General features: G+C 72.1%; 21 protein-coding genes. 11 read left to right on the forward strand and 10 right to left on the reverse strand.

Annotated features, from left to right (window positions below; all coding sequences use genetic code 11):
* The 6 genes from ACWD10_RS32650 to glyA form a co-directional block, all read right to left on the reverse strand.
* A partial coding sequence (locus ACWD10_RS32650; RefSeq protein ID WP_451097283.1) for an ACT domain-containing protein occupies positions 1-297 on the reverse strand: 297 nt, incomplete at its 3' end.
* Complete coding sequence (locus tag ACWD10_RS32655) at positions 297-926, reverse strand: sarcosine oxidase subunit gamma (RefSeq protein ID WP_451097284.1); 630 nt, start codon at positions 924-926, stop codon at positions 297-299. The genes ACWD10_RS32650 and ACWD10_RS32655, both read right to left, overlap by 1 nt.
* Complete coding sequence (locus ACWD10_RS32660) at positions 919-3,819, reverse strand: sarcosine oxidase subunit alpha family protein (protein ID WP_451097285.1); 2,901 nt, start codon at positions 3,817-3,819, stop codon at positions 919-921. Before ACWD10_RS32660 ends, ACWD10_RS32655 begins: the two co-directional genes overlap by 8 nt.
* The gene (locus tag ACWD10_RS32665; protein WP_451097286.1) at positions 3,816-4,115 is read right to left on the reverse strand and encodes a sarcosine oxidase subunit delta; all 300 of its coding nucleotides are present in this window, start codon (positions 4,113-4,115) and stop codon (positions 3,816-3,818) included. The genes ACWD10_RS32660 and ACWD10_RS32665 overlap by 4 nt, the downstream gene beginning before the upstream one ends.
* A gap of 194 nt (positions 4,116-4,309) precedes the next feature.
* Positions 4,310-5,530 (reverse strand): sarcosine oxidase subunit beta family protein, encoded by a 1,221-nt coding sequence (locus ACWD10_RS32670; protein WP_451097287.1) that lies wholly within the window; start codon positions 5,528-5,530, stop codon positions 4,310-4,312.
* Positions 5,527-6,840, reverse strand: coding sequence for a serine hydroxymethyltransferase (gene glyA, locus ACWD10_RS32675; RefSeq protein ID WP_451097335.1), 1,314 nt, complete (start codon positions 6,838-6,840; stop codon positions 5,527-5,529). Before glyA ends, ACWD10_RS32670 begins: the two co-directional genes overlap by 4 nt.
* 142 nt (positions 6,841-6,982) lie before the next feature.
* Between glyA and ACWD10_RS32680 the strand changes: the two genes are divergently transcribed.
* The gene (locus ACWD10_RS32680; RefSeq protein WP_451097288.1) at positions 6,983-7,648 is read left to right on the forward strand and encodes a GntR family transcriptional regulator; all 666 of its coding nucleotides are present in this window, start codon (positions 6,983-6,985) and stop codon (positions 7,646-7,648) included.
* A gap of 64 nt (positions 7,649-7,712) precedes the next feature.
* On the opposite strand, the gene ACWD10_RS32685 is transcribed toward ACWD10_RS32680, so the two are convergent.
* Positions 7,713-8,186: a GNAT family N-acetyltransferase gene (locus ACWD10_RS32685; RefSeq protein ID WP_451097289.1), complete on the reverse strand. Its 474-nt coding sequence runs from the start codon at positions 8,184-8,186 to the stop codon at positions 7,713-7,715.
* A 100-nt stretch (positions 8,187-8,286) separates the two neighbouring features.
* Entirely contained in the window at positions 8,287-9,819 is a 1,533-nt protein-coding gene (locus ACWD10_RS32690; RefSeq protein WP_451097290.1) for an alpha/beta fold hydrolase, read from the reverse strand.
* Between the two features lie 172 nt (positions 9,820-9,991).
* On the opposite strand from ACWD10_RS32690, the gene ACWD10_RS32695 reads away from it, so the two are divergent.
* The 10 genes from ACWD10_RS32695 to ACWD10_RS32740 are packed head-to-tail and all read left to right on the forward strand — an operon-like array spanning position 9,992 to position 21,350.
* Positions 9,992-11,251, forward strand: a complete 1,260-nt coding sequence (locus tag ACWD10_RS32695; protein WP_451097291.1) for an ATP-grasp domain-containing protein — start codon at positions 9,992-9,994, stop codon at positions 11,249-11,251.
* The gene (locus ACWD10_RS32700; protein WP_451097292.1) at positions 11,248-12,120 is read left to right on the forward strand and encodes a Rossmann-like domain-containing protein; all 873 of its coding nucleotides are present in this window, start codon (positions 11,248-11,250) and stop codon (positions 12,118-12,120) included. Before ACWD10_RS32695 ends, ACWD10_RS32700 begins: the two co-directional genes overlap by 4 nt.
* A gap of 35 nt (positions 12,121-12,155) precedes the next feature.
* The gene (locus ACWD10_RS32705) at positions 12,156-13,244 is read left to right on the forward strand and encodes a PLP-dependent cysteine synthase family protein (protein WP_451097336.1); all 1,089 of its coding nucleotides are present in this window, start codon (positions 12,156-12,158) and stop codon (positions 13,242-13,244) included.
* Positions 13,241-14,311, forward strand: coding sequence for a mandelate racemase/muconate lactonizing enzyme family protein (locus tag ACWD10_RS32710; RefSeq protein ID WP_451097293.1), 1,071 nt, complete (start codon positions 13,241-13,243; stop codon positions 14,309-14,311). Before ACWD10_RS32705 ends, ACWD10_RS32710 begins: the two co-directional genes overlap by 4 nt.
* A complete protein-coding gene (locus ACWD10_RS32715) occupies positions 14,308-15,567 on the forward strand; it encodes an MFS transporter (RefSeq protein WP_451097337.1) in 1,260 nt (419 codons plus the stop codon). Before ACWD10_RS32710 ends, ACWD10_RS32715 begins: the two co-directional genes overlap by 4 nt.
* Entirely contained in the window at positions 15,564-16,394 is an 831-nt protein-coding gene (locus tag ACWD10_RS32720) for a class I SAM-dependent DNA methyltransferase (RefSeq protein ID WP_451097294.1), read from the forward strand. The genes ACWD10_RS32715 and ACWD10_RS32720 overlap by 4 nt, the downstream gene beginning before the upstream one ends.
* Before the next feature lie 48 nt (positions 16,395-16,442).
* Positions 16,443-18,035 (forward strand): ABC transporter substrate-binding protein, encoded by a 1,593-nt coding sequence (locus tag ACWD10_RS32725; RefSeq protein WP_451097295.1) that lies wholly within the window; start codon positions 16,443-16,445, stop codon positions 18,033-18,035.
* Positions 18,032-18,985, forward strand: a complete 954-nt coding sequence (locus ACWD10_RS32730) for an ABC transporter permease (protein WP_451097296.1) — start codon at positions 18,032-18,034, stop codon at positions 18,983-18,985. The genes ACWD10_RS32725 and ACWD10_RS32730 overlap by 4 nt, the downstream gene beginning before the upstream one ends.
* Positions 18,982-19,815 (forward strand): ABC transporter permease, encoded by an 834-nt coding sequence (locus ACWD10_RS32735; RefSeq protein WP_451097297.1) that lies wholly within the window; start codon positions 18,982-18,984, stop codon positions 19,813-19,815. The genes ACWD10_RS32730 and ACWD10_RS32735 overlap by 4 nt, the downstream gene beginning before the upstream one ends.
* On the forward strand, positions 19,812-21,350 hold the full coding sequence (locus ACWD10_RS32740) for an ABC transporter ATP-binding protein (RefSeq protein ID WP_451097298.1): 1,539 nt from the start codon (positions 19,812-19,814) through the stop codon (positions 21,348-21,350). Before ACWD10_RS32735 ends, ACWD10_RS32740 begins: the two co-directional genes overlap by 4 nt.
* On the opposite strand, the gene ACWD10_RS32745 is transcribed toward ACWD10_RS32740, so the two are convergent.
* The gene (locus tag ACWD10_RS32745) at positions 21,343-23,322 is read right to left on the reverse strand and encodes a hypothetical protein (protein ID WP_451097299.1); all 1,980 of its coding nucleotides are present in this window, start codon (positions 23,320-23,322) and stop codon (positions 21,343-21,345) included. The two genes, ACWD10_RS32740 and ACWD10_RS32745, sit on opposite strands and share 8 nt — an antisense overlap.
* 168 nt (positions 23,323-23,490) lie before the next feature.
* Complete coding sequence (locus ACWD10_RS32750) at positions 23,491-24,870, reverse strand: glycoside hydrolase family 5 protein (RefSeq protein WP_451097300.1); 1,380 nt, start codon at positions 24,868-24,870, stop codon at positions 23,491-23,493.
* Position 24,871: the final 1 nt, after the last annotated feature.

Below are 24,871 nucleotides of genomic sequence, written 5' to 3' on the forward strand. Positions count from 1 at the left end.
GTGCGGTGTCGAGTGTGGTGAGGGCTTGGGTTTGGGTGAGTGCGCCGAAGCCTTGGCGGCGCATGCGGGTGAGGTCTGCTGGGGTGAGTTGGGCTCGAAGTCCCGGCGCAGCCGCTCCGTGGTCTCCTCGCCGTCGGGGGCGGCGAAGCGCACCCGCATGAAGAAGTGGCCGCTGCGCCGGTCGCCGAACTGCTGGTTGTCGACGATGTCGCTGCCGTGGTCGAGCAGGAACCGCGAGACGGCGTGGACGATGCCGGGCGCCTCGGGACAGTCGAGGGTGAGTACGTGCTCGGCCATCACGGCACCTCCGGCGCGCGGTACTCGCTCATCGCGTCGATGAGCCAGCGCGCCAGATAGTCCGCGAACGAGGACCGCGGGAACAGCCGGTACGTCGGCCCGTCATCGACCTGCCAGAGCACCACCGCAACCGGTCCCACCGTGGTCGACACCGCCCGCCCGGGACCGAACGCCCGCGGATGCAGGTCGAGCGGGCAGCCCTTCTCCAGGACCTCCCGGGCGGCCGGGCCGGTCAGCTCCAGGGTGGTGCGGTTCGCCGAGACGTCCACGACCGAGCCCGGGTCCCCGCCGAGCGCCGCCGTCAACTCGGCGGCCACGGCGGTCTCTTCAGCCGGGGACAGCACCAGCCATTCGTCGGGCCCGAGCCAGAGCACCGTATGAGCGCCGGATGTCGTGGTGTCGCCGCACTCCCGCGGAAGCGGGGCACCCAGGGTCTTCTCGATCCGGTCGGCCGCTTCGGAGGCTGGGTCGACCCGCACGTCGACCATGGTGACGAACGGCCACTCGGTCAGCGCGACGCCGCGGGCGCCGGTGACGGCGGCGGCACGCATCCGCTCCTCCAGATGGGCCAGGGGGCTTCGGCGCAGCGCCACCGGGCCCGCGCCTGTGTCGATCGTCGGCTCAGCCATCGCGCTTGGTCCCTTCGGGGTCGTAGAGGACGGGTTCGGTGACCCGGACGGGTACGAGGTCGTCGCCGACGGGGGCGAGGAGCGTGTCCCCGACCCGGTCCCGGCCCGCCGTCACCAGGGCGAGGGCGAACGGGCGGCCAAGGGCCGGGCTGTGGTAGCTGGAGGTGACATGGCCGAGCATCGGTACGGGACCGTCCTCGGGCGTGAGGGGCACGTCCGGCGCGACGAGTTGGGTGCCCTCGGGGAGCCGGGTCGTGCGATCGTCCGGCAGCAGGCCGACCAGGTGCTTGCGGTCGGCGCGGGTCGTGTCGGCACGGGCGTACGACCGCTTTCCGACGAAGTCCTTCTGCTTCGACACCACCCAGGACATGCCCGCGTCCTGCGGCGTGACGGTGCCGTCGGTGTCCTGGCCGACGATGATGAAGCCCTTCTCGGCCCGCAGCACGTGCATGGTCTCGGTGCCGTACGGCGTGATGTCGTACGGCCGCCCGATCGCGTCGACCTCTTCCCAGACCGAAAGGCCGTACCACGCGGAGACGTTGATCTCGAAGGCGAGTTCGCCGGAGAACGAGATCCGGCAGATACGGGCCGGAATACCGGAGGCCAGGGTGGTCTCGCGGAAGGCCATGAACGGGAAAGCCTCGTTCGACAGGTCGAGATCGGGCGCGAGTTGGGCGACGACCTCCCGGGAACGGGGGCCGACGACGGCGATCGTCGACCACTGCTCGGTCACCGAGGTGCAGTGGACGTCGAGCTCGGGCCACTCGGTCTGCAGCCACTCCTCCAGCCAGTCCAGGACCCCGGCGGCGCCGCCGGTCGTGGTGGTCATGAAGTAGCGGTCCTCGGCGAGGCGCAGCGTCACACCGTCGTCGAAGATCATGCCGTCCGGCTTGCACATGACGCCGTAGCGGGCCATGCCGGGCTTCAGCTTCTTGAACGCGTTGGTGTAGATGCGGTTGAGGAATTCGCCCGCGTCCGCGCCCCAGATCTCGATCTTGCCGAGGGTGGAGGCGTCCATGAACGCCACGCCCTCTCGGGCCGCGCGGCACTCGCGGGCCACGGCCGCGTCCATGTCCTCACCGGGCCGCGGGTAGTACCAGGGCCGCTTCCACTGCCCGACGTCCTCGAACTCCGCGCCCTGGGCGACATGCCAGCTGTGGATGGAGGTCGTACGCTCCGGATCGAACAGCTCGCCGCGCTCCCGCCCGGCCAGCGTGGCGAAGGCCACCGGCGTGTACGGCGCCCGGTAGGCGGTGGTGCCGATCTCTCCGGGGGACGCGTCCGAGCCGAGAGCCTCGGCGATGACCCCGATCGCGTTGACGCCGGACGTCTTGCCCTGGTCGTTGGCCGTGCCGAGCGAGGTGTAGCGCTTGACGTGCTCGACCCCGCGCATCCCGGCACCGGTGGACCGCCAGACATCGGCGACCGTGACATCCCGTTGCAGGTCCACGAAGTGCGAGTCCCAGCCGCCGGGTTCACCGTCGGTCGCGGGCACCAGCCACAGCGCGCGCACCGGACCCGAGCCACGGGCCTCGCCGGGTGCGGGCACCGGAACCAGGAACCCGGCCTCCGACGCGGCAAGCGCACCGGCCCGCGCCCCCTCGGCCAGACAGCCCTCCAGGTCGTACGTCCCACGGGCCGCACCCACGACCTGCTGGTCCCGCACGGCGCCCTCGGGCACGAAGGCGACCAGGTCCCCGTCCCAGCGCAGCTTCCCCTGCCGCTGGCTGTGCAGATGCACCACCGGGCTCCACCCGCCCGACACGGCGAGCAGATCGCAGTCGAACGACTGGGGCACACCGGTGAGGTGACCGCTCTCGTCGAGGCCCTGAACGGTGACGCCGGTGAGTCGGCCCTCGCCCGCGGTGTCGACCACCGCACTGCCCGTCAGAACCCGCACCCCGGTCGCCACGGCGACCTCGGCGGCCCGGTGGGACAGCTCGGCACGCGCGTCCACGACGGCGGCGATGTCGATCCCGGCGGCGTGCAGATCCGCGACCGTGTCGTACGCACTGTCGTTGGTCGTGCTCACCACGGCCCGCGAACCCGGCGCCACGGCATACCGGTTGAGGTACGAGCGCACCGCCGCGGCGAGCATCACCCCGGGCCGGTCGTTGCCCGCGAAGACAAGGGGACGCTCGTGCGCACCGGTCGCCAGCACCACCTGGCGGGCCCGGATGTGCCACAGCCGCTGGCGCGAGACGCCGCTCGACGCTTCCGGGGCTTCGGCCCCGAGGTGGTCGGTGCGCCGCTGGAGCGCGAGCACATAGTTGTCGTCGTACGAGCCGAAGGCGGTCGTGCGCTGCAGGACGGTGACCTCGGGGGAGGCGTCCAAAGCCGCCCGCACCTCGGCGACCCAGTCGAGGGCGGGCTGTGCGCCGACCGTCTCGGTGCGCCCGGAGAGCAGCGAACCGCCGGGCTCGGGCTTGTCGTCGAGGAGGAGCACGCGGGCGCCGGAGTCGGCGGCAGCGGCGGCGGCCGCGAGACCGGCCGGTCCGGCGCCGATGACCAGGACGTCCGTGTGGACGTACTTCTTGTCGTAGACGGCGGGGTCGGGGGTCGGGTCGAGGCGGCCCATCGAGGACAGCGTGATGGCGGACAGGCCGTCGTGCAGCTCGACCGTCGTGGCCGGGAGCATGCCCTCCGAGCAGGGGCCGTCGATCTGGAGCAGGGCGTTGGGCTCCTCGACGCCCGCGGCGACGATGCCGCGCGGGCGGCCGCGGTAGATCGAGGGGGCGGTCTCGGCGATCCCGTTGGCGAGGAGCGCCGAGGCGACGGTGTCTCCGGGGTGTCCGGTCAGCTCCCGGCCGTCGACGGTGAAGCGCAGGGTGGTGCTGCGGTCGACGCGGCTCGCGTGCGGTAGCCGGTGGGTCTGGTCGGGCTTGTCGGTCATCGGGTCTCTCCGGCCGGTTCGGTGGGTGCGGGGCGGGGCTCGTCGAGCCGGTAGACGGCGAGCACCTCGTAACTGGCGGTGTCGCGCAGGACGTTGAACCAGCGGCGGCAGCCGGTGGCGTGCATCCACCGCTCCGCGAAGGGGCCCTTGGGGTTGTCGCGGTAGAAGACGTACTCGGCCCACTGCCGGTCGTCGAGGTCCGCGGGGTTCTCGGGGTAGGGGACGTGGGCCTGTCCCCCGTAGTGGTACTCGGTCTCGTCACGCGGACCGCACCATGGGCAGGTGATCAGCAGCACGGTGTCCTTCTTTCAGCGGGGCCTGGGGGGCTAGCGGCGCCGGGGAAGTGCGGGTGTGTTCCCGCGTCGTTCGGTGCGTGCTCTCGGTGTGCCGGGTGAAGGTCCTCGTAGCGGAGCTACTAGGGCCTTCGGCCGGTGCGGCGAGAGTGCGTGCTGGGCGGCGTGGGGGCGTGCCTGCACTTCCTCGGGGTCGCTTAGTGGGCCACGGCCGCGGCGCCGTGTTCGTCGATCAGTGCGCCCGTCGTGAAGCGTTCGAGGGCGAAGGGGGCGTTCAGGGGGTGCGGCTCGCCGGTCGCGATGGTGTGCGCGAAGGTCAGTCCGGCGGCCGGGGTGGCCTTGAAACCGCCGGTGCCCCAGCCGCAGTTGACGTAGAGGTTCTCGACCGGCGTGGTGCTGATGATGGGCGAGGCGTCCGCGGTGGTGTCGACGATGCCGCCCCAGGTCCGCAGCACATGCGCGCGGGCGAAGATGGGGAACAGCTCGACGGCGGCGGCCATCTGATGCTCGATCACATGGAAGGAGCCGCGCTGCCCGTACCCGTTGTACGCGTCGACGCCCGCGCCCATCACCAGCTCGCCCTTGTGCGCCTGGGAGACGTAGACGTGCACGTGGTTCGACATCACCACGGTGGGGTGCACCGGCTCGTGCAGCTCGGAGACCAGGGCCTGGAGCGGATGCGACTGCACCGGCAGCCGTACGCCCGCCCGCTCGGCAAGCACGCTGCTGTGCCCGGCGGCCGCGAGACCGACCCGACCGGCGTGGATGCGGCCGCGGTTGGTCTCGACGCCCACGACCCGGTTGCCGTCCTTGAGGAAACCGGTGACCTCGCAGCCCTGGATCAGATCCACGCCCATCTCGTCGGCCCGGCGGGCGAGCGCCCAGGCGACATGGTCGTGCTTGGCGATACCGGCGCGCGGCTGGTACGTGGCGCCGAGGACCGGATACCGCGTGTTTGTCGAGACGTTGAGGATGGGGCAGACCTTGGCGACCTCGTCCGGCTCGAGCCATTCGGCGTCGACGCCGTTGAGGCGGTTGGCGTTGACCCGGCGGACGCTTTCGCGGACGTCCTGGAGGGTGTGTGCGAGGTTGAGGACGCCGCGCTGGCTGAACAGGAAGTCGTAGTCCAGCTCTTCCGGCAGCCGCTCCCACAGCTTGAGCGCCTGCTCGTACATCGCGGCGCTCTCGTCCCACAGGTAGTTGGAGCGGATGATCGTGGTGTTGCGCGCCATGTTGCCGCCGGCCAGCCAGCCCTTCTCCAGGACCGCGACATTTGTGATGCCGTGCTCCTTGGCGAGGTAGTAGGCGGTGGCCAGGCCGTGGCCGCCCGCGCCGACGATGATGACGTCGTACGAGGAGCGCGGCTCGGGATTGCGCCAGAGGAAGTCCGGATGCTCCGGCAGCGGCTTGGTGGTCATGCCGCGTCTCCGTTCAGGTGGGGCAGGTCGGTCAGATCGGACAGGTGGGGGTAGAGGGGGAAGGCGCCGGCGAGCTTCTCGACCCGGTCGCGCAGCAGGCCCGCGCTCACGTCGTCGAGCTGCTCGGCCTTCAGGGCCTGGGCGATGATGTCGGCGACCTCGCGGAACTCCGGGTCGCCGAAGCCCCGGGTGGCCAGGGCCGGGGTGCCGATCCGCAGGCCTGAGGAGACCATCGGCGGGCGCGGGTCGAACGGCACCGCGTTGCGGTTGACGGTGATGCCGATGCGGTGCAGGCGGTCCTCGGCCTGCTGCCCGTCGAGCGCGGAGTTCCGCAGGTCGACGAGGACCAGATGGACCTCGGTACCGCCGGTGAGCACCGTGATCCCGGCCTCCGCCACATCGTCGGCGAGCAGCCGCCCGGCGAGGATGCGGGCCCCGGCCAGGGTGCGCTGCTGCCGCTCCTGGAACTCCTCGCCCGCGGCCACCTTGAAGGCGACGGCCTTCGCGGCGATCACATGCTCCAGGGGGCCGCCCTGCTGGCCGGGGAAGACCGCGGAGTTGATCTTCTTGGCGAGCTCGGCGCGGCTGAGGATCACCCCGCCGCGCGGCCCGCCGAGGGTCTTGTGCGTCGTGGTGGTCACGACATCGGCGTACGGCACCGGGCTCGGGTGCAGGCCCGCGGCCACAAGCCCGGCGAAGTGGGCCATGTCCACCATCAGATACGCGCCCACCGCGTCGGCGATCCGCCGGAACGCGGCGAAGTCCAGGCGCTGCGGGTACGCCGACCAACCGGCGACGATCATCTTGGGCCGATGGGCGAGCGCGAGCTGCTCGACCTCGTCCATGTCGATGCGCATGTCCGACTCGCGCACGTGGTACGGCACGACGTTGTAGAGCTTGCCGGAGTAATTGATGCGCATGCCGTGGGTCAGGTGACCGCCGTGCGCCAGATCGAGCCCGAGGATCGTGTCACCGGGCTTGAGCAGCGCGAACATCGCGGCCGCGTTGGCCTGCGCGCCGGAGTGCGGCTGTACGTTCGCGGCCTCGGCGCCGAACAGTTCCTTGATCCGGTCGATGGCGAGCTGCTCGATGACATCGACGTGTTCACAGCCGCCGTAGTAGCGGCGGCCGGGGTAGCCCTCGGCGTACTTGTTGGTGAGGACCGACCCCTGGGCCTCCATGACCGCGGCCGGAGCGAAGTTCTCCGAGGCGATCATTTCGAGCGTGGACTGCTGGCGGTGCAGCTCGGCGTCAACAGCGGCGGCGACATCCGGGTCAAGCGTGCTGAGCGGGAGATTGAGGAGGGACAAGGGAGGGGTGACCGTGGTGATCGACGGGTCCGTTGCCATCTGCGCACCATCCTGAGAGCCAACTAATGACCAACTGATATATCAGCTGCTGCGCTAAAGTATGGGAGCTTCGCCGGACAGGTCAAGGGGTCAAGGGGACTTCATGCAGCACGTGGCGACCGAGCCCAAGGGCGAGGAGCTGTCACTCGCCGAGCGCGCCTATCGCGCGATCCGCGACCGGCTCGTCATGCTCGAAATCCGCCCGGGCGCACCCATCAACGAGGATCAGCTGGCCCAGTCGCTCGGCGTCGGCCGGACCCCCGTCCGGGAGGCCCTCAAGCGGCTCCAGTACGAGCGTCTGATCACGACCTACCCGCGGCGCGGCACCTTCGCCACCGAGGTCAACATCACGGACCTGGCCCATATCTCCGAGGTCCGCCAGGAGCTGGAACCGCTGGCCGCGGCCCAGGCCGCACGGCGCGCCACCGCCGCGGACCGCGCGGCCCTGACCGCCCTGCTACGGGAGCTGGAGCGTATGGACTCCGGTCAGCACGAGGCCGCCGAGCTGATGCGCCTGGACCTCGAGGTCCACCGCGCCATCTACGCCGCCACGCACAACCCGTACCTCGAGGACACCCTCGTGCGCCATGACAACCTGGCGACCCGCATCTGGTGCCTGTTCATCGACCGCCTCTCCGACATGGCCGGGCACGTCGTGGAGCACGGGCCGCTGCTCGAGGCGATCGTCGCCGGTGACGCGGACAAGGCGGCGCAGATGGCGCGGAGCCATGTCGAGGGTTTCGAGCGGGCCATTCGCGGGGCCATCTAGGCCACGTCAAAGGCCCTGTCTCGGGGGAGACAGGGCCTTGGTGCCGAAGGGTCCGACGTGTCGCCTACGGCATGGGGATCTCGAAGTGCACCGTGCCCACCCCGGGCCCGTGCTCTCCCGTGGTGCGGGCGTCGAAGACCTCCTTGGCCAGGCTGCGCCAGAAGCCTTCGGCACCCGGTGCGTTGACGTTGGTGTGCAGGTAGATGCTGTCGTAGCCGGGCGTCTCCGCGGCGAAGTCGCACGCCTGTCCCACCAGCGTCCGCGCGAGTCCGCCCCTCCGGTGCTCCGGTCGCACGTACACCCGGACGATCTGTGCGGTGCTGCCCGAGGGATAGCGCTCGGCGAGCCAACGGGGATGCGGGGGATGGGCGGGACCGGCCGACCGTACGCCCGTCGTGGCCACCACTTCGTCGTCGTGCAGGGCGACCAGGAGCAGGTGGCGGGGGTCGTGGAGGTAGGTGTCCTCGAGCGCGATGACGTCGTGGTGCCAGGCGGGCACGTAGCCGTATCCGAAGTCCTGGTAGAAGGTGTCGAGCATCAGTCGGCGCGCGCCCGGGAGGTCGGCCGGGGTGGCGGGGGGGGATCGTGTACGGGCGGTCCATCGGGTCTCCTGGTGGATGGCTAACTGGAGTGCGGCGTCAGGGAGTGGGCAGCCCCGGCCCGGCGCAGTGCACATCCGCCTCCGGCACCGTCCCGTCGATCAGGTACGCGGCCGTCGTCCGGTCCACGCATGCGTTGCCACGGCTGGCGAACACGCCGTGCGAGTAGTCGTCGTGCAGGGTGATCAGGCGGGAGCCCGGCAGCCGGTGCGCCAGGTGGCGCGCGCCCTCGATCGGCGTGACGGGGTCGTGTTCCGAGGCGACCAGGAGTACGGGCGGCGCCGCGGGGCTGCCGAGCCGGGTGCGCTGGTGCGGCCGGTGGTGCCAGTAGGCGCAGGCGGAGGCTTCCATGCCGGTCAGGACCGGCTGCGGGTCCTCACGGCGGATGCGCCGCAGGTCGGCAAGGACGCGGGACGGCGTGGGGCCGGGGCCGTCCGCGCACTTCACGGTGCGGTTGGCGGATTCGTAGGTACGTGAGTCGGGGTTGCCGAAGGGTTCCGCGGGGCGCAGCCCGGCGGCGTCGCCGTCCCGCAGGTACGCGCGGATGCCGTCCGCGAGCGGCGCCCAGCGCTCGGTGCGGCCGAGCGCCCGGTACACGGCGCGGTCGAACTCGGCGGCGCCGAAGCCGTCCTGGGGCCGGGCGGCGAGCCCGCGCCGGGTCCGCTCGTAGGCCGTCCGTACGGCGGCCGCGTCGCCCCCGAGCCCGAAGCGGCCCTCGTGCCGGGCGGCCCAGGCGAAGAACACCGCGCGCTGGCGCAGGAGTTCACGGCTCTGCCGTACGTCGAAGTCGTACCAGTCCCACGGGCCGACCACGCTGTCGAGCACCATACGGCCGACGCGGTGCGGGAATCGGGCGGCATACGCGGCGCCGAGGTAGCTGCCGTAGGAGACGCCGAGGAAGCCGGTGCGCGGCTCGCCGAGCGCTGCGCGGATGGCGTCCATGTCGCGGGCGGTCGCGGTGGTCGACAGGTGCGGCAGGGCGTCCCCGACGCCGGTGGCGCAGTCGTCCGCCAGCCGGTCGAGGGCGTCGAGATACGCCTGTTCCGCCGCCGCGCCGACCGGCACGGGGTCGGCGCCCGGGCTGTCGAAGAGCCCACCCATCGGGCCGCAGTCGGCGGGGGCGCTGTGCCCGGTGCCGCGCGGGTCGAAGCCGATGACGTCGTACGCGCGGCGCACGCTCTCGGGCAGCTTCGCCCGCTTGGTGACGGCGTACGGGAGCCCGGAGCCGCCAGGACCACCGGGGTTGACGAGCAGAATGCCGCGCCGCTCCTCGGGCGTGCCGGAGGCGGGTACCCGCGAGACCGCGATGCGGAGGTGTGTGCCGCCCGGCCGGTCCCAGTCGAGCGGCACCTCGAGCGTGCCGCATTCGACGCGGTCGGGTGCGGGCGGCGCGGGCACCGACTCCGGGCAGGCGCCGAAGCGGAGCGGGGCCGCGGCGTGCGAGTCGGCCTGCGCGGGAGCGGCCGCGGTCGGCGTGGCGAGGGCGGCGACTGTGGCGGTGAGCGCGCACAGCGCACGGCGGGAGCGGTACAGAGCAAGGCGGGAGCGGCTGGGGCGTATGGCAGGAGGCACGGGACTCGCGTTTCCAAGAGGTGGCGTTCTGGCGCGGCGGGCGCGCCGAGCCGCACCAGATGACAATGAAAACGATTATCGATAAGGTCCCTCTCGGTCAAGCCGACCGGTCTGCCACGAGCAGCCGTCGGCGGACCGGGACCGCTCAACCACGTTGTGAAAAGGGGACGTTGTGGCACATCTGCTGATGGTCGAGAGCTGGGTCGGATCGATGAGCAGGCTGCTGCCACGGGCCATCCGCGAGGCAGGTCACGCGTTCACGTTCCTCACGCGTGACCTGCACCACTACCTGCGCTCCGCTCCGGAGGGCGCCGCGCACCCGCTGCTCGGGGCCCGCCATGTGCTCACCACCGAGACCAACGACACCGAGGCGCTGCTGCCCTTCGTCGAGCGGGCCCACGAGGCGCTCCGCTTCGACGGCGTGATCACCTCCTGCGACTACTACCTGCCCACGGCCGCACGGATAGCCGACCGCCTCGGGCTGCCCGGACCCACGGCCGAAGCCGTCGAGACCGCCTGCCGCAAGGACGCGACGCGGCGCGTGCTCGCCGAGGCCGCGGTGCCCGGGCCGCGCTTCGCGGAGTGCACGAGCCTGGCCGAGGCCGCCGACGCGGCCCGCGCGATCGGCTATCCGCTGGTGCTCAAGCCCGTGGACCTGTGCGCCGGAATGTTCGTACGCCGCGTCGATGACGAGTCCGCGCTCGCCGCCGCCTACCGGGCGCTCGCCGACTTCCCGGTCAACGCCCGCGGACAGCGCCGCGACCCCGTCGTACTCCTCGAGGAACTTCTCGAAGGCCCGGAGGTCAGCGTCGAGACCGTGTCGTACGCCGGTGCCGCGCACGTGGTCGGCGTCACCGACAAGAGCGTGGGCGGGGCGCCCGCCTTCATCGAGACCGGCCACATGTTCCCCGCCGCGCTCCCGGCGGCGGACACCGAGGCCGCCGTGGACACCGCGGTGCAGGCCGTCAAGGCGCTTGGCCTCGACGAGGTCGTGACCCACACCGAGATCAAGCTGACCGCCGACGGGCCACGCGTCGTCGAGGTCAACCCCCGGCCCGCGGGCAACCGCATCACCGAGCTCGTCCGCCACGTCACCGGTATCGACCTCGCCGCCGCCGCGGTGGACGTGGCGCTGGGACAGGCACCCGATCTGAGCCGCAGGGCCACCGGCCTGAGCAGTGCCGCCATCGGTTTCCTCGTGCCGGACGGCGGCGGAACACTGACAGCGATCGACGGGGCCGAGCAAGTGCGAGCAGCGGAGGGCCTGTTGGAGCTTCAGCTCGCCGAGCCCGGCAAGACGGTCAAGGCCGCGGGCAGCAACAACGAGTACCTCGGCCATGTCATGGCCGGCGACGCGGACGGACCCGGCGCCCGCGCCCGCGTCGAGGCGCTGCTCGCCACGCTCCGTCCCCAGGTGGTGGCCTCCCGATGACCTCGCCCACGGACATACGGACCAGCGCCATACGGACCACCGCCGCGTCGTACGACGACCTCGTCCAGGGCGTCCTGCGCGGGGAGTTCGGGCCCGATCCGCGCGCCGAGCGGATCTCGGTGGCGTTCACCACGCGGCAGGCGGTACGGCACGAAGGGCGCAGCGGTGGGTACCGCAACGAAGTGCTCAGCCTGCGTCTTGGTGAGGCCGTGGGGTCCTGTGCGGTCGAGCCGGGGGAGCTGCCGGACGGGGCCGTCGAGGAGTGCGTCGGTGCGGACATCGCCCAACTCCTCGGCCACGAGCGGCTTTCGGTGCGGGTGGCGGCTCTCGACGCGTATCTGCTGCGGGTCCGGCCGCACCGACCCGAGAACGGCGCGCAGCCCGTCCCGCTGCCCGCCGGTTCGTCGCTGGAGAAGTCGCGGGCGCGGGCCCGGGCCGTCGTGGCACTGATCGACGCGGAGCCCGGGGCCACCGTCCTCGTCGTGGGCGTGGTCAACTCGCTGCTCGAGGCGCTGCGGGCGCGTGGCCTGCGCTACATCCCGTGCGACCTCAAGGGCGGCACGACGGAGTTCGGCGAGCCCGTACGCACGGACGCCCTGGCCGAGTCGGCGGGCTGTGACGCGGTGCTCGCGTCCGGGATGACCCTCGGCAACGGCAGTTTCGAGCCGCTGCGGGAGCACGCGCAGCGCCATGACAAGCAGCTCGTGATGTTCGCGCAGACCGGCAGTGCGGTGCTGCCCCCGCTCATCGGCGCCGGAGTGAGCGCGGTGTGCGCCGAGCCGTACCCCTTCTTCTGGCTGGACGGCGGCCCGGGGACCATTCACCACTACGGCCACCGCAACGCCCACCGCAACGGAGCCGCCCGGTGACCACGGCAACCACGGCCGCCGCGGCCACTGAGGCCCTGCTCCGCCCGCCCGGACAAGGCAACCGGGAGCTCCTTCGCCTGCTCGGCGGCACCCCGCTCGCCCATGTCACCGTCGATCTGCCCTGCCCGCAGCCCGGCTTCTGGGCGAAGCTCGAAGGGCTCGGCGCCGGTGGCATGAAGGCGCGGGCCGCCGTGTCCATGCTGCTCGGTGCCCGGGAGCGCGGCGAGCTGCGCCCCGGCGCCCCGGTGGTGGAATCGACCTCCGGGACGCTCGGCATCGGTCTGGCCTTCGCCGGCCAGGCCCTCGGCCACCCGATCGTGCTGGTCGGCGACACCGAACTCGAGCCCTCCATGCGGCAGTTGCTGCGCGCCCACGGCGCCCGCCTCGAACTCGTCGACCGCCCGGCCGCCGAGGGCGGCTGGCAGGCCGCGCGCCTGGCCCGGCTGCGCGCACTGCTAGCGGAACTCCCGGACGCGTACTGGCCCGACCAGTACAACAACCCCGACAACACCGCCGGATACGCCTCGCTCGCCGCCGAACTGGCCGTCCAGCTCGACCACTTGGACGTCCTCGTGTGCAGCGTCGGCACCGGCGGACACAGCGCGGGCATCATCGGGCCGCTGCGGCGGCACTGGCCGGGCCTGCGGCTCATCGGCGTGGACGCCACCGGTTCGACGATCTTCGGGCAGCCCGCGCGGCCCCGCCTGATGCGCGGCCTGGGCAGCAGCATCCATCCGCGCAACGTCGCCTACGACGCGTTCGACGAGGTCCACTGGGTGGGCCCCGCCGAGTCCGCCGACGCATGCCGTCGCCTCGCCGCCGGGGCCTTCGTCAGCGGCGGCTGGAGCACCGGGGCCGCCGCGCTCGTCGCCGCCTGGGCCGCCCGCGTGCACCCGGGAGCCGTGGTCGCCACGGTCTTCCCCGACGGGCCGCACCGCTACCTGAGCAGCGTGTACGACGACGACTTCGCCGCCGCCCACGGCATCGGCCACGCCACCGCCGCCGCCCGCCCCGTCGAGATCCCGCACCCCCGGGCCGTGGAGGCCACCGGATGGACCCGGTGCCGCACCGTCACCGACCCCCTCAGCACCCCAGTCAGCACCCCAGTGGAAGAGCACCCGTGAAGGCAAGGCTGCGCACCGTACATCTCCAACTCACCGAACCCCTGCGCATATCCCGCGCCACGATGGCCGCCCGCGACGCCGTATGGCTGACCGTCGAACACGACGGGCAGTCGGGTCATGGCGAGGCCGTCAGCAGCGTGTACTACGGCCTCGACGCCGCGGCCCTGGAGCGTCTCCTGCACGCCGAGTCGGCGTGGCTGAGCGACTTCCCCGACCCGGAGAGCGCTCTGGAGGCCCTGCGGGAAGCCGGGCGTCCGGGCGTTCCACCGAGCGTGACCGCGGCTGTGGAGTCGGCGTTGCTCGATCTGGCGGGCAAGCGCGCGGGGCTCCCCGTCCACCAACTCCTCGGCGCCACCTCGGCCAAGCCCGCCGCCGCGACCGCCCGCACCATCGGCATCACCCCACCCGAGCAGGCCGGAGCCCAGGCCGCCGAGCTGGCCCGGGGCGGATTCTCCGTGCTCAAGGTCAAGGCCGGTGCCCCGGACCCGGCCGACGACCTGACACGCGTACGGGCCGTACGCGCCGCCGCACCCCACGCCCGCCTGCTGCTCGACCCCAACGGGGCGTGGAGCTTCGACACGGCACTCCAACTCCTTCCGCAATACGCCGAGTTGGGCGTCGAGGCCGTGGAGCAGCCGCTGCCGCCAGGCACACCGGACGCCCTCGCGGAGCTCGCCGAGAAGTCGCCGCTCCCGATCATCGCGGACGAGGACGCCGTCGACTTCGAGGACGCCCGACGCCTCGCCGGACGCGTCCACGGCGTGAACGTCAAGCTCGCCAAGTGCGGGGGCGTCACCGCCGCCCTGCGGATCGCCGAACTGATCGCGGGCACGGACACGGAGCTGATGCTCGGCTGTCTCACCGCGAGCACCCTCGGCATCGCCCCCGCCGTGCACCTCGTCGACCGGGCGCGCTGGGTCGACCTCGACGGGCATCTGCTGCTCGCCGACGACCCGTGGACGGGCATCGGCGGCACCGACGGGACCGTAACGGCCGGTCCGGAACCCGGACTCGGGGTGCGCCCGCGCCGCCTGCGCGACAATCCGGAGGAGGCGGACGCGTGCTGAACACCTGGCGCGAGATGCGCGGCTTCCCGCTCGCCATCCGGCTCCTCCTGGTCAACCAGCTCGGCGTCAACACCGGCTTCTACCTCCTCGTCCCCTATCTCGCCCTGCACCTCAGCGACGATCTCGGGCTCTCGGCGGCGGTCGTCGGCATCGTGCTCGGCGTACGCAACCTCAGCCAGCAGGGTCTCTTCCTCATCGGCGGCTCGGCCTCGGACCGGCTCGGCGCGCGCCGCGTCATCATCGCCGGATGCGCCCTGCGCACCATCGGCTTCGGCGCGTTCGCGCTCGGCGACGGGCTGCCCGTGCTCCTGGCCGCGTCCGTGCTCAGCGGGCTCGCCGGGGCGCTGTTCAACCCGGCCGTACGCGCCTATCTCGCCCTGGAGGCGGGGGAGCGCAAGGCGGAGGCGTTCGCCCTGTTCAACGTCTTCGCCACCACCGGAGCCCTGGTCGGACCGCTGCTCGGCAGCGCCCTGCTCCTGGTCGACTTCCAGACCTCCGCACTCACCGCCGCCGGGATCTTCGCCGTCCTCACCCTTGCCCAGGCCGTCGTACTCCCGGCCCGCGAGGTCGAGCCCAGCGGCAACAGCGTCATCGCCGACTGGCGCGAAGTGGTGGCCAACCGGGGCTTTCTGGCCTTCGCGCTCGCCATGGTCGGCCTGTTCACCATGGAGAACCAGCTGTATCTGCTGCTCCCGGACGGCGCACGGCGCGCCACCGGCTGGGACGGCGCCGCCGGGATCGTCTTCCTCGTCGGCACCCTCACCAACCTCGGGCTTCAGCTACGCGTCACGCGTGCGCTGAAACGGCGCGGGAGCAGGGCGCGTTGGATCAGCGTCGGGCTCGCCCTGATGGGACTGTCCTTCGTACCGCCGATCATCGCGGCGGGGTACGAAACGGCACCGGACGGTTTCACCGACGCGGCCCTGCGTGCCGTGCCCGTCCTGATCGGGGCCCTGCTGCTGTACCTCGGCGTGATGATGGCCTCGCCGTTCGTGATGGAGCTGATCCCGGGCTTCGGGCGCTCCGAGCTCACCGGCACCTACTTCGGCCTGTTCTACGTGGTCTCGGGCATCGCCGCCGCCGTCGGCAACACGGTCGTCGGCTGGGCCATGGACGCGGGCGCGCACGCGGGCCTGCCCTGGCTGCCCTGGGTGTGCTGCCTGGCCTTCGGCCTCGCCTCGGCGGGCTCAGTGGCCTGGCTGCACCGGCGCCATGTCCTTCCCGCCCCGCCCGAACCCGTACCGGCGAACGCATGAGTGAGCGACGCATGACGATGACCTCCGAGACCTCCGAGACCACAGAGAACCTGCTCACCGACAATCCCGAGCTGTACGAGGCCCGCTTCCCCGACCCCGAACGGCTCGCCGGGCGCTGGGCCGAGGACTGCCTGCGGCGGTACGGGCCCGGGGTGCGGGTCCTAGACATCGGCTGCGGCACCGGCCGGGACGCCGCGCATCTGCACGCAGCGGGCCGCACCGTCACCGGCGCCGACCTCTCCGAGGCGATGCTGACGTACGCCCGTGTCCACCACCCGGGTCCCGACTACGTCCCCGCGGATCTCCGCGCATTCACACTGCCGGAGCGGGAGTTCGACGCCGTGGTGTGCCTGGACAGCGCGCTCCTCTACTGCCACACGAACGCCGAACTCGACGGATTCCTCTCCTCCGTCCGGCGTTGCCTCGCCCCCGGCGGGCTGCTCGTCGCGGAGATGCGTAACGGCGCCTTCTTCCTGGGCCGTACCGAACTCCTCGACGCCCCGCGCGTCAACGGATTCACCTGGCAGGGCACCGCCTACCGCTCCACCACCACCCTGTACGTCGACCGCACCGCGCAACTCCTGCGCCGTACGAGGGTGTGGACCGCCGACGACGGGTCCGCACCGGTCGAGCAGCGTTCCGCCTGGCGGCTGCTGTTCCCGCAGGAGCTGCGCCATGTGCTCGCCGCCCACGGTTTCGAGGTGCTCGCGCTGTACGACGGCCCGGGCCCGCGCACCGAACCGCCCTGGCGCGAGGGCGACGCACCGGGTGCGGCCACGGACGCCGACCGGCTGCACCTCGTCGCCCGCCGCACGCAGGCCAACTGAGCCCCGCCCCCCACGACTTCCACCGTTCGCACAGCAAAGGACACCGCCATGACCGACGTACCCAGTAACGACGCCCGCTTCCCCGGTCTGCGCCGCCGCGGCTTCCTGGCCGCTACCTCGGGCGCCGTCGGCCTCGGCGCGCTCGCCCTCGCCGGATGCGGCTCCTCCGGCTCCGCCGACACCTCCGCCAAGGGCGGCGGCAAGCCGCACAAGGGCGGTCGGCTGCGGGCCGCCTTCGCGGGCGGCGGGGCGAGCGAGACCCTCGACCCGCATCTGAGCAACCTCTTCGGGGACGTCGCCCGCGCCAAGGCCCTCTTCGACAAGCTCGCCGACTACGGCGCCGACCTGTCCGCCCAGCCGCGCCTCGCCTCCGGCTGGGAGCCGAACGCGGGCCTCGACCGCTGGAAGGTCTCCCTGCGCAAGGCCACCTTCCACGACGGCAGGCCCGTCACCGCCAAGGACGTGCTCTACAGCTACCGCCGCATCGCCGACCCGAAGAAGGCGTTCCGCGCCAAGGCGGACCTGGAGCCCATCGACCTCAAGGCGAGCCGCGCCCTGGACGAGCGGACCGTCGAGTTCGTCCTCAAGCGGCCCACCGCCGAATTCCCCAACGTGCTCGCCGCGTTCGGCGCGTACATCGTCCCCGAGGGCGAGCAGGACTTCGACAAGAAGCCGGTCGGCAGCGGCCCGTTCCGCTTCGTCTCCTTCGCGCCCGGCAAGTCCGCCGTCTTCAAGCGCAACGCGGACTACTGGGACGGCGCCCCGCACCTCGACGAGCTGGAGATCGTCGTCGCCAACGAGGAGTCCGCACGCGTCAACGCGCTCCTCGGCGGCCAGGTCGAGTACGCCCACGAGCTGAACCCCACCACCGGCCGCGCCCACGAGGGCAAAGGACAGATCGAGATCGTCCGCCTTCGCAACAGCGGCATGCAGGCGTTCGCCATGAAGACCGACCGCAAGCCCTTCGACGACAAGCGGGTCCGCGAGGCGTTCTTCCTCATCGCCGACCGCAAGGAGCTGGTGGAAGGCGCCCTGTCGGGGGCCGGTGAGATCGGCAACGACCTGTTCGGCAAGGGATACGAGTACTACGCCGACGGCCTCCCGCAGCGCGAACAGGACCTCGACCGCGCCAAGGCCCTGCTCAAGAAGGCCGGAGCCGAGGACCTCACGGTCACCCTCGACACCTCACCGGTCGCCGCCGGATTCACCGAGGCCGCCTCGATCTTCCGCGACCAGGCCGCCAAGGCGGGCGTCACCATCAAGGTCAAGACCGGCAGCAAGGACAGCTACTGGAACGACATCCTCGACCACGGCACCCTCTGCTCCTACCGCTCCGGCGCCATGCCCATCGCGACGCACATCTCCCAGCGGCTGCTCACCGACTCCACCACCAACGCCACCCACTGGCAGCACAAGGACTTCGACGCCCTCTACCAGCAGGCGCAGTCCACCAAGGACAAGAAGCAGCGCGCCGCCGTCTACCAGCGCATGCAGCGCCGCCTGTACGCCGAGGGCGGCTTCCTGGTCTGGGGCTTCGCCGACTGGATCATCGGCACCGCCCGTAACGTCCGCGGAGTGGAGACCGACGCACCCGCGAACTCCCTGGACTGGGCCCGCTTCGACAAGGTGTGGCTCGCGTGAGCGGACTCAAGTCCTGGATCGCCCGGCGGCTGCTGCTCGGTGCGGCACAGACGGCGGCCGTCGTGCTGCTCGTCTTCGCCCTCACCGAGGCGCTGCCGGGCGACGCCGCCGTCGCCCTCGCCGGTGACCAGCCCGACCCCGCACGGATCGCCGCCATCCGCGAGTCGATGCACCTCGACCGGCCCGCCGTGGAACGCCTGGTGGACTGGGCGGTGGGGCTGCTCCACGGCGACCTCGGCACCTCGCTGGCCTCCGGCCGCCCGGTCAGTACGTACATCGCCGACGGCTTTGGACCGACGCTGCTGCTCGCCACGCTCACCGTCCTGCTGCTCGTGCCCCTCAGCGTCGGCCTCGGCGTGCTCGCCGCCCGCCACGAGGGCAGGCTCGCGGACCGGCTCGTCAGCTCCGCGACCCTGGGGCTCTACGCCGTACCGGAGTTCGCCTGCGGAGTGCTCCTGATCACGGTGTTCGCGATCCGCCTGGAGTGGCTGCCGCCGACCGCCGTCGGCTACGGCACCGACCTGCTCGCCCACCCCGCCGCGCTCGTCCTGCCCGTCCTCGTCCTGCTCTCCCGCCCGGTGTGCACCCTCGCCCGCCTGGTGCGCGCCGGAATGATCGACGCCCTGGCCGCGCCGTACACCGCCCAGGCCCGCCGCTACGGCATCCCGGGCGCCCGTATCCGCTACGCCCACGCCCTGCCCAACGCCATCACCCCCGCCACCCAGCAACTGGCCCGCACCATCGACTGGTTGCTGAGCGGAGTCATCGTCGTGGAGGCGCTCTTCGTGATCCCCGGACTCGGCACCGTACTGATCAACGCCGTCGCCGAACGGGACATCCCGGTGGTGCAGGGCCTCGCCGTCGTCTTCGGTGTCCTCACGGTCGTCCTCAACACCGGGGCCGATCTGGTCGCCCGGCGGTTCGCACCGCGAGGGGAGGTCGCCGCATGAGGAGCACGCACGCACACGCGCGCTTCGCGCTCGGCGCCCTCATCATCGGCGTACCGCTCGTCCTCGCCCTGCTCGGACCGCTGCTCGCGGGCGAACCGGGGCCGCGGGCCGCCTCCTTCACGGCGGGCGGCGGGCACTGGCTCGGCACCGACTTCGTCGGCCGGGACGTGTGGCGGGAGGTGCTGCTCGGCGGCCGCTCGGTGGTCCTCGTCGCCCTCGCCGCGACGGCCCTCGCGTACCTGGTGGCGTTGCCGCTCGGCCTCATCAGCGCGCTCACCCACCGCACATGGCTGGAGGAGCTCCTGATGCGGCCCCTCGACGTGTTGCTCGCGGTGCCGTCGCTGCTGATGGTGCTGCTCGTCGCCGCCGTGTTCACGCCCGGGGCGGTGGGACTCGCGCTCCTGGTGGCGCTGGTCAACATCCCGGACGCGGCCCGGATCGTCCGCGCCACCGCGGCGGAGGCCGCGTCCCGCCCGGCCGTGGAGGCGCTGCGGATGCAGGGCGAGACGTGGTGGCGCACCGCCGTCGGCTATGTCGGCCGCTCGTCGGTGCGCACCCTCGCCGCCGACGCGGGCGTCCGCTTCACCGGCGTGCTCTACCTCGTGGCCACCGCGGCGTTCCTCGGCGTCGGCGTCGAACCGGACGCCTCCGACTGGGCGGTGATGGTCGACCGCAACCGCACCGGCCTGTTCGTGCAGCCCTGGGCCGTGGTGGTGCCCGCGCTGCTCATCGTCGCCCTGACCATGGGCGGCAATCTGCTCGTCGACTCCGCACTGGAGCGCAGGAAGAAGTACCGGATGAAGTACCGGATGAAGAGGCGCCACACATGAACGCGGTGACGGAGACCGTCGCGGAGATCAAGGACCTGCGCGTCGACATCGACGGCCGGGCGATCGTCGACGGGGTGAGCCTGCGGGTACGGCCGGGCACGGTCACCGCCCTGGTCGGCGCGTCGGGCAGCGGCAAGACGACCACCGGGCTCGCGCTGCTCGGCGAGTATCCGGACAGCGCTCAGGTGACCGGCGAGGTCCGCGCCCCGGACGGCCTGGTCGGCTACGTACCCCAGCACCCGGCAGCCGTCCTCAACCCGGCCCGCCGGGTCGACGCGCTGCTCAAGGACATCGCCCGCGCCCAGGTGCGCGACCTGCCGAGACGGGAGCGCCGTGCCGCCGCCACCGCACGTGTCCTCGATGCGCTCGCCCGCGCCCAACTCCCCGACGCCGAGGCCCTGTTGCGTCGCTACCCGCACCAGCTGTCGGGCGGCCAGCAGCAGCGCGTCGTCCTCGCGCAGGCACTGCTGCTCGGGGCCAGGGTCGTGGTCGCGGACGAGCCCACCACCGGCCTCGACCCGCTGACCAAACGCCACGTCGTCGACCACCTGACGACCGTCGCCCGGCAGGGCATCGCCGTGGTTCTGCTCAGCCATGACCTGGACGTCGTACGCACCCTCGCCGACGAGATCCTCGTCATGCGCGAGGGAAAGGTGGTGGAATCGGGGCCCGCGGAGCGCATCTGGCTCGCCCCGCGCCACCCCTGGACACGTGAACTCCTCGCCGAACACACGGAGTTCGCCCACGAGGGGCGCGGCAGACGACCGGGCGGCGCCGTCCTGCACGTACCCCGACCCGGCCTCAAGGCCCGGCACAGTGGCGCCGTCGTGCTGCGCATGCCGGAACTCACCCTGCGCGCGGGGGAGTGTCTGGCCGTCGTCGGCCGTTCCGGCAGCGGCAAGACCACGCTCGGCCGCTGCCTGGCCGGACTCCACCGCGACCACGACGGCGACCTCGTCCTGGACGGCTCCCCGCTGCCGCGCAGTGTGCGCGCCCGTACGCGGGAGCAACTGGCCGCGGTGCAGTACGTCTTCCAGGACGCGAAGGCCGCCTTCGACGAACACCGCCCGGTCCTCGGCCAGGTGGCCCGCACGGCGGTACGGCTCCGCGGCCTGGCCGAGCCGGACGCGCGGACCGAGGCGCTGGCCACGCTGACCGGCCTCGGCCTCACCGAGGAACTCGTACGCCGAGGGCCCGGTGCCCTCTCCGGCGGTGAACTGCAACGCGCCGCCCTCGCCCGGGCCCTGCTCGCCCGCCCGCGGGTGTTGGTGTGCGACGAGATCACCTCGGGCCTGGACGCCGTCACCCGCCGCGGGCTCCTCGACCTGCTCGCGGGACTGCTGCGGGACCGCGACGACCTGGCCCTGGTCCTGATCACCCACGACCTCGACACCGCGGCCCTGGCCACCCGGATCGCCGTACTGGACGAGGGCGAACTGGTGGAACGAGGCTCCGCACAGCAGGTGTTGGCGGCTCCCGGCCACCCGTTCACCGCACAGCTGGCGGCAACCGGCAGCGCGGCCCGGGTCAGCTGAACCCGACCGTCAGAGCGAAGGCACCGGAGTGCGGCACCCGCAGCATGTGCGTGCGGCGGGCGCCGCCCCGCAGATAGGTGGTGGGACGGCCGGTGAGGGTGGCGGTGCGCGGGTCGTCCCATCGGAACCGGACCGTCGTGCCGCCCCGCCGCAGCGTGAGGCCGTCCGCGCGTGCCGTGGTGGTGGCGCCGTAGGCCGCCGCGGTGCCGTCGGTGAAGGTGACCTCATCGGTCGGGTGCAGCACGAGCGGGATCTGCTCGGCCGCCGCCGCACCGGCCGCCCGTACGACCCGGCGTAGGGACCGCGCGGTGACGGTGACCTCGGTGGTGACCGCGGAGTCGGGGGTGCGGTAGCGGACCGCGAACGGTGCGTCGGGATAGGGAGAGGGAGAGGGGGAGGCGGAGGCCGCGTCGAAGGTCCAGCGGCGGGCGCCCGGCGTGCCCGCGTAGTACTCGGCCGGAAGGTCGCCGCCCGCGTCGAGCCGCCCGTCGGTCAGCGCCGTGGACCAGCAGTCGGCGCTCCTGTTGAGCGAGTACACGACCATCCCCGCGTCCGGGTGCCACAGGAAGGTCAGCCCCGCGCGGACCAGACTGGTGGGCCGACGGCCGAAGAAGCCGCCCAGGTAGAGACCCGGGCGGCGGACGAAGAGGTACTCCAGGCCGCCGTCACGGAAGAGCTCGGCGAAGCTGTCCTGGCGCAGATACGGCAGCTCGGCGAGCGCGGCGGCCCGCTGCGCGCGGCTGGGAAAGGCCTCGCCGTACGCCGCGTGGGCGATGATCCGGGGCGAGGTGCCCGGCCGCACCAGCGGCGGCACCGGGCCCGGGTCCGCCGCCCAGTCCGCGCGTACGGCGGCACGGTCCTCACGCGGGGTGAAGAACGGGGCGAGCGCGGGCACTTCGGGCACGAAGAGGGAGCCCAGGTGCGTCCGGTCGGGCTCGTGCAGCACGGAGTCGTAGGCCCGGACGGTGGTACGCCCGGACGCGGCGGCATTCGTGAAGAAGCCGGAGCCGTCCGGCTCGTGCACGAAGGTGTAGCCCAGCCAGGTCGCGAACCTACGCGTCATGGAGAGCATCGTCGGATCGCCGGTGACGTGGTGGATCTCCGCCATGTCGGAGAGCATCACCTCGAAGTTGTAGCCGACGTCCATGCCGCGCGGCTCATGGAAGAAGCCGTGCGCGCTCTGCCCGTGCTCGGCGACGAACCCGATGCGCTCCGCCCACCGCTCGCGCAGCGCCGGATCCGGGTCGAGCCGCAGGGCGAGCGCGGAGCCCGCGAGCCCGGCGATGTACTGGTTGGCGTACACCAGCGGATCGACCCAGACCGTGGCGTTGTCCGGGTCGAGGAACCACGTCATCGCCCGGTGCAGCGCGGCCCGGAGCTCCGTCCGCCGCTCGGGCAGCACCTCGGCGGTCCGCAGATTCTGCAGCGTACGACTCAGATAGATGAGGCCGAAGCCGGTGGCCGCACGGGAGTGCTCGGTGGGGCGGTACTCCGGCCACGAGCCGTCGTCGTGCTGAAGCCGCAGGTAGTACTGGAGCGCCGCGTCGAGCCGGGCGAGCAGCGCGGCATCACCGGCGTACGGATTCCAGGGCCGGGCATGGGCGTAGAACCAGCTCAGCGTGAAGACGTGCTCCTGGATGCGGGCGTTGTACGGCTCGGCGGGCGTGCGCCACCAGCCGCCGGTGAACCAGCCGTACGTGGCCGGGTCGCTGTCCTCGATGTCGTTGGCCATCGGGGCGAGGATCACCAGGTAGGCCGCGTACCGCTGCTCCTCAGGTGCGAACTGCGCCCGGTCGGGGGCGCCTTGAGGCAACGGTTCCAGGAGCGGCAGCCCGGCCGCCTTGGAGGCCTCGGCCTTGGTGGGTACGGCGGTCAGCAGGGCGGCGCCACCGGCGGCGGCGAGGAGAGCCCGGCGGGAGAGGCCGGGAAGGCTCGCGGCCGGTCTTACGCGGGTGTCGATCGGGTCGCGCATGGCTGGTCACCTTTCAGGAGGCAGCCAAACAGCCCGTCCGGCGTTTGAGGACGAGGCCGTTCAGGCCGATGGAGGGGGTCTGGGGCGGAGCCCCCCGCGCGGCGTCAGCCGCATATCGAACACTGTCGGGAAGGGGCGGGATAGAGGAGAAAAACCACCCGGCGGGGCCTACCCGCGGCAGAACTCCGCGAGCAGCGACACCAGCGGCGCCCGACGCACACAGGCGTCAAGCCGGAACGACCCGGCAAGCGCCTCAACCCCGGCGTCGTCGACGTCCGCGAAGAGCGCCGCGAACTCCTCGATCATGGGCTCCCCGAGCAGCAGCTCCCGGACCAGCCTGCGCACATACCAGCGCTTGCCGAACGGCGGCGGCTCGAAGGCCGGGTACTCGGCGGCGAGCAGTGCGTCAAGCGGCTCCAGGACATGTCGGAGGCCGTCTTCACCGGTGGACCAGGGTTCGGTGCCCAGGCGCTCCTTCTTCTCGCGGATCGGCCGGAGCAGCCGGGCCCAGGGCGAGCCGGGATCGAGGCTCGCGAGCCCGGACAGATGGGTGTCCTTGTACGTCCAGATCGACCAGCCCGCGCCGTGCTCGCGGTAGATCTCCAGCTGGTCGCGGAGCACCGCGTACCGGTGCTTGTCCACCTCGGGGTCGCCCGAGTACACCGGCCCGAACTCGCCCACCCAGAGGGGCGTTCCGGTCTTCCGGCTGTGCGCGGTCCGCTCCAGGAACCGCTCCTCGAGGAAGCCGCGGTCGACATACTGGCCGCGCACCTCGCCGGGATACGTGGCGGCGTCGCGGATCCCGGCCAGGGCGTAGTCGTGCACGGAGTACACGGTGTTCTCGAAGTCGCCGCCGATGACGTCGAAGTCGTTGGCGTACCGATTGCCGTCGAGGAAGATCACATGCGCGGGGTCGACGGCCCGCACGGCGTCGACGAGGCGCCGGTAGAACGGGCCGATCACCTCGCCGGTGGCGTCGCCGGGCTCGTTGAGCAGGTTGTATCCGGCGATCTCGGGCCGTCCCTCGAAGTGGTCGGCGAGCGCCTCCCAGATCACCACGAGCCGGTCCTGGAAGTGCCGGTGGGTCCACAGCCAGGCATGGTGGGCCGGATTGTCGCTGTGCTCGGACTGGTTCTGGAAACCGGGGGCGGCGTGCAGGTCGATGACCGTATAGAGCCCGTGCCGTGCGCAGGCGTCGACGGCGGCGGTGAGGCGGCGCAGCCCGTCCTGCCGGATCGCGAACGGATCGGCGTCGTCGGACAGGTGACGGTAATTGACCGCGATGCGTACGCAGTTGAGGCCGGTGTCAGCGATGAACGACGCGTCCGCCTCGGTGAAGAACGCGTCCAGGATCCGCTCGAACAGCCGGTCCGCCCGCGCGGCGCCCATGGTGCGGCGCAGCGCGGCTCGGGCCTGGTGCTCGGTGCCGGGGAACCCGTTGAGGAAGTTCTCCATCATCATCCAGCCGCCGAGGCCGACCCCGCGCAGCGCCACCGGCCGCCCGGTCGCGGTGGTGAGCCGGTCCCCGGACACGTTCAGGAATTCCATG

The organism is Streptomyces sp. NPDC002851, from assembly GCF_053591935.1.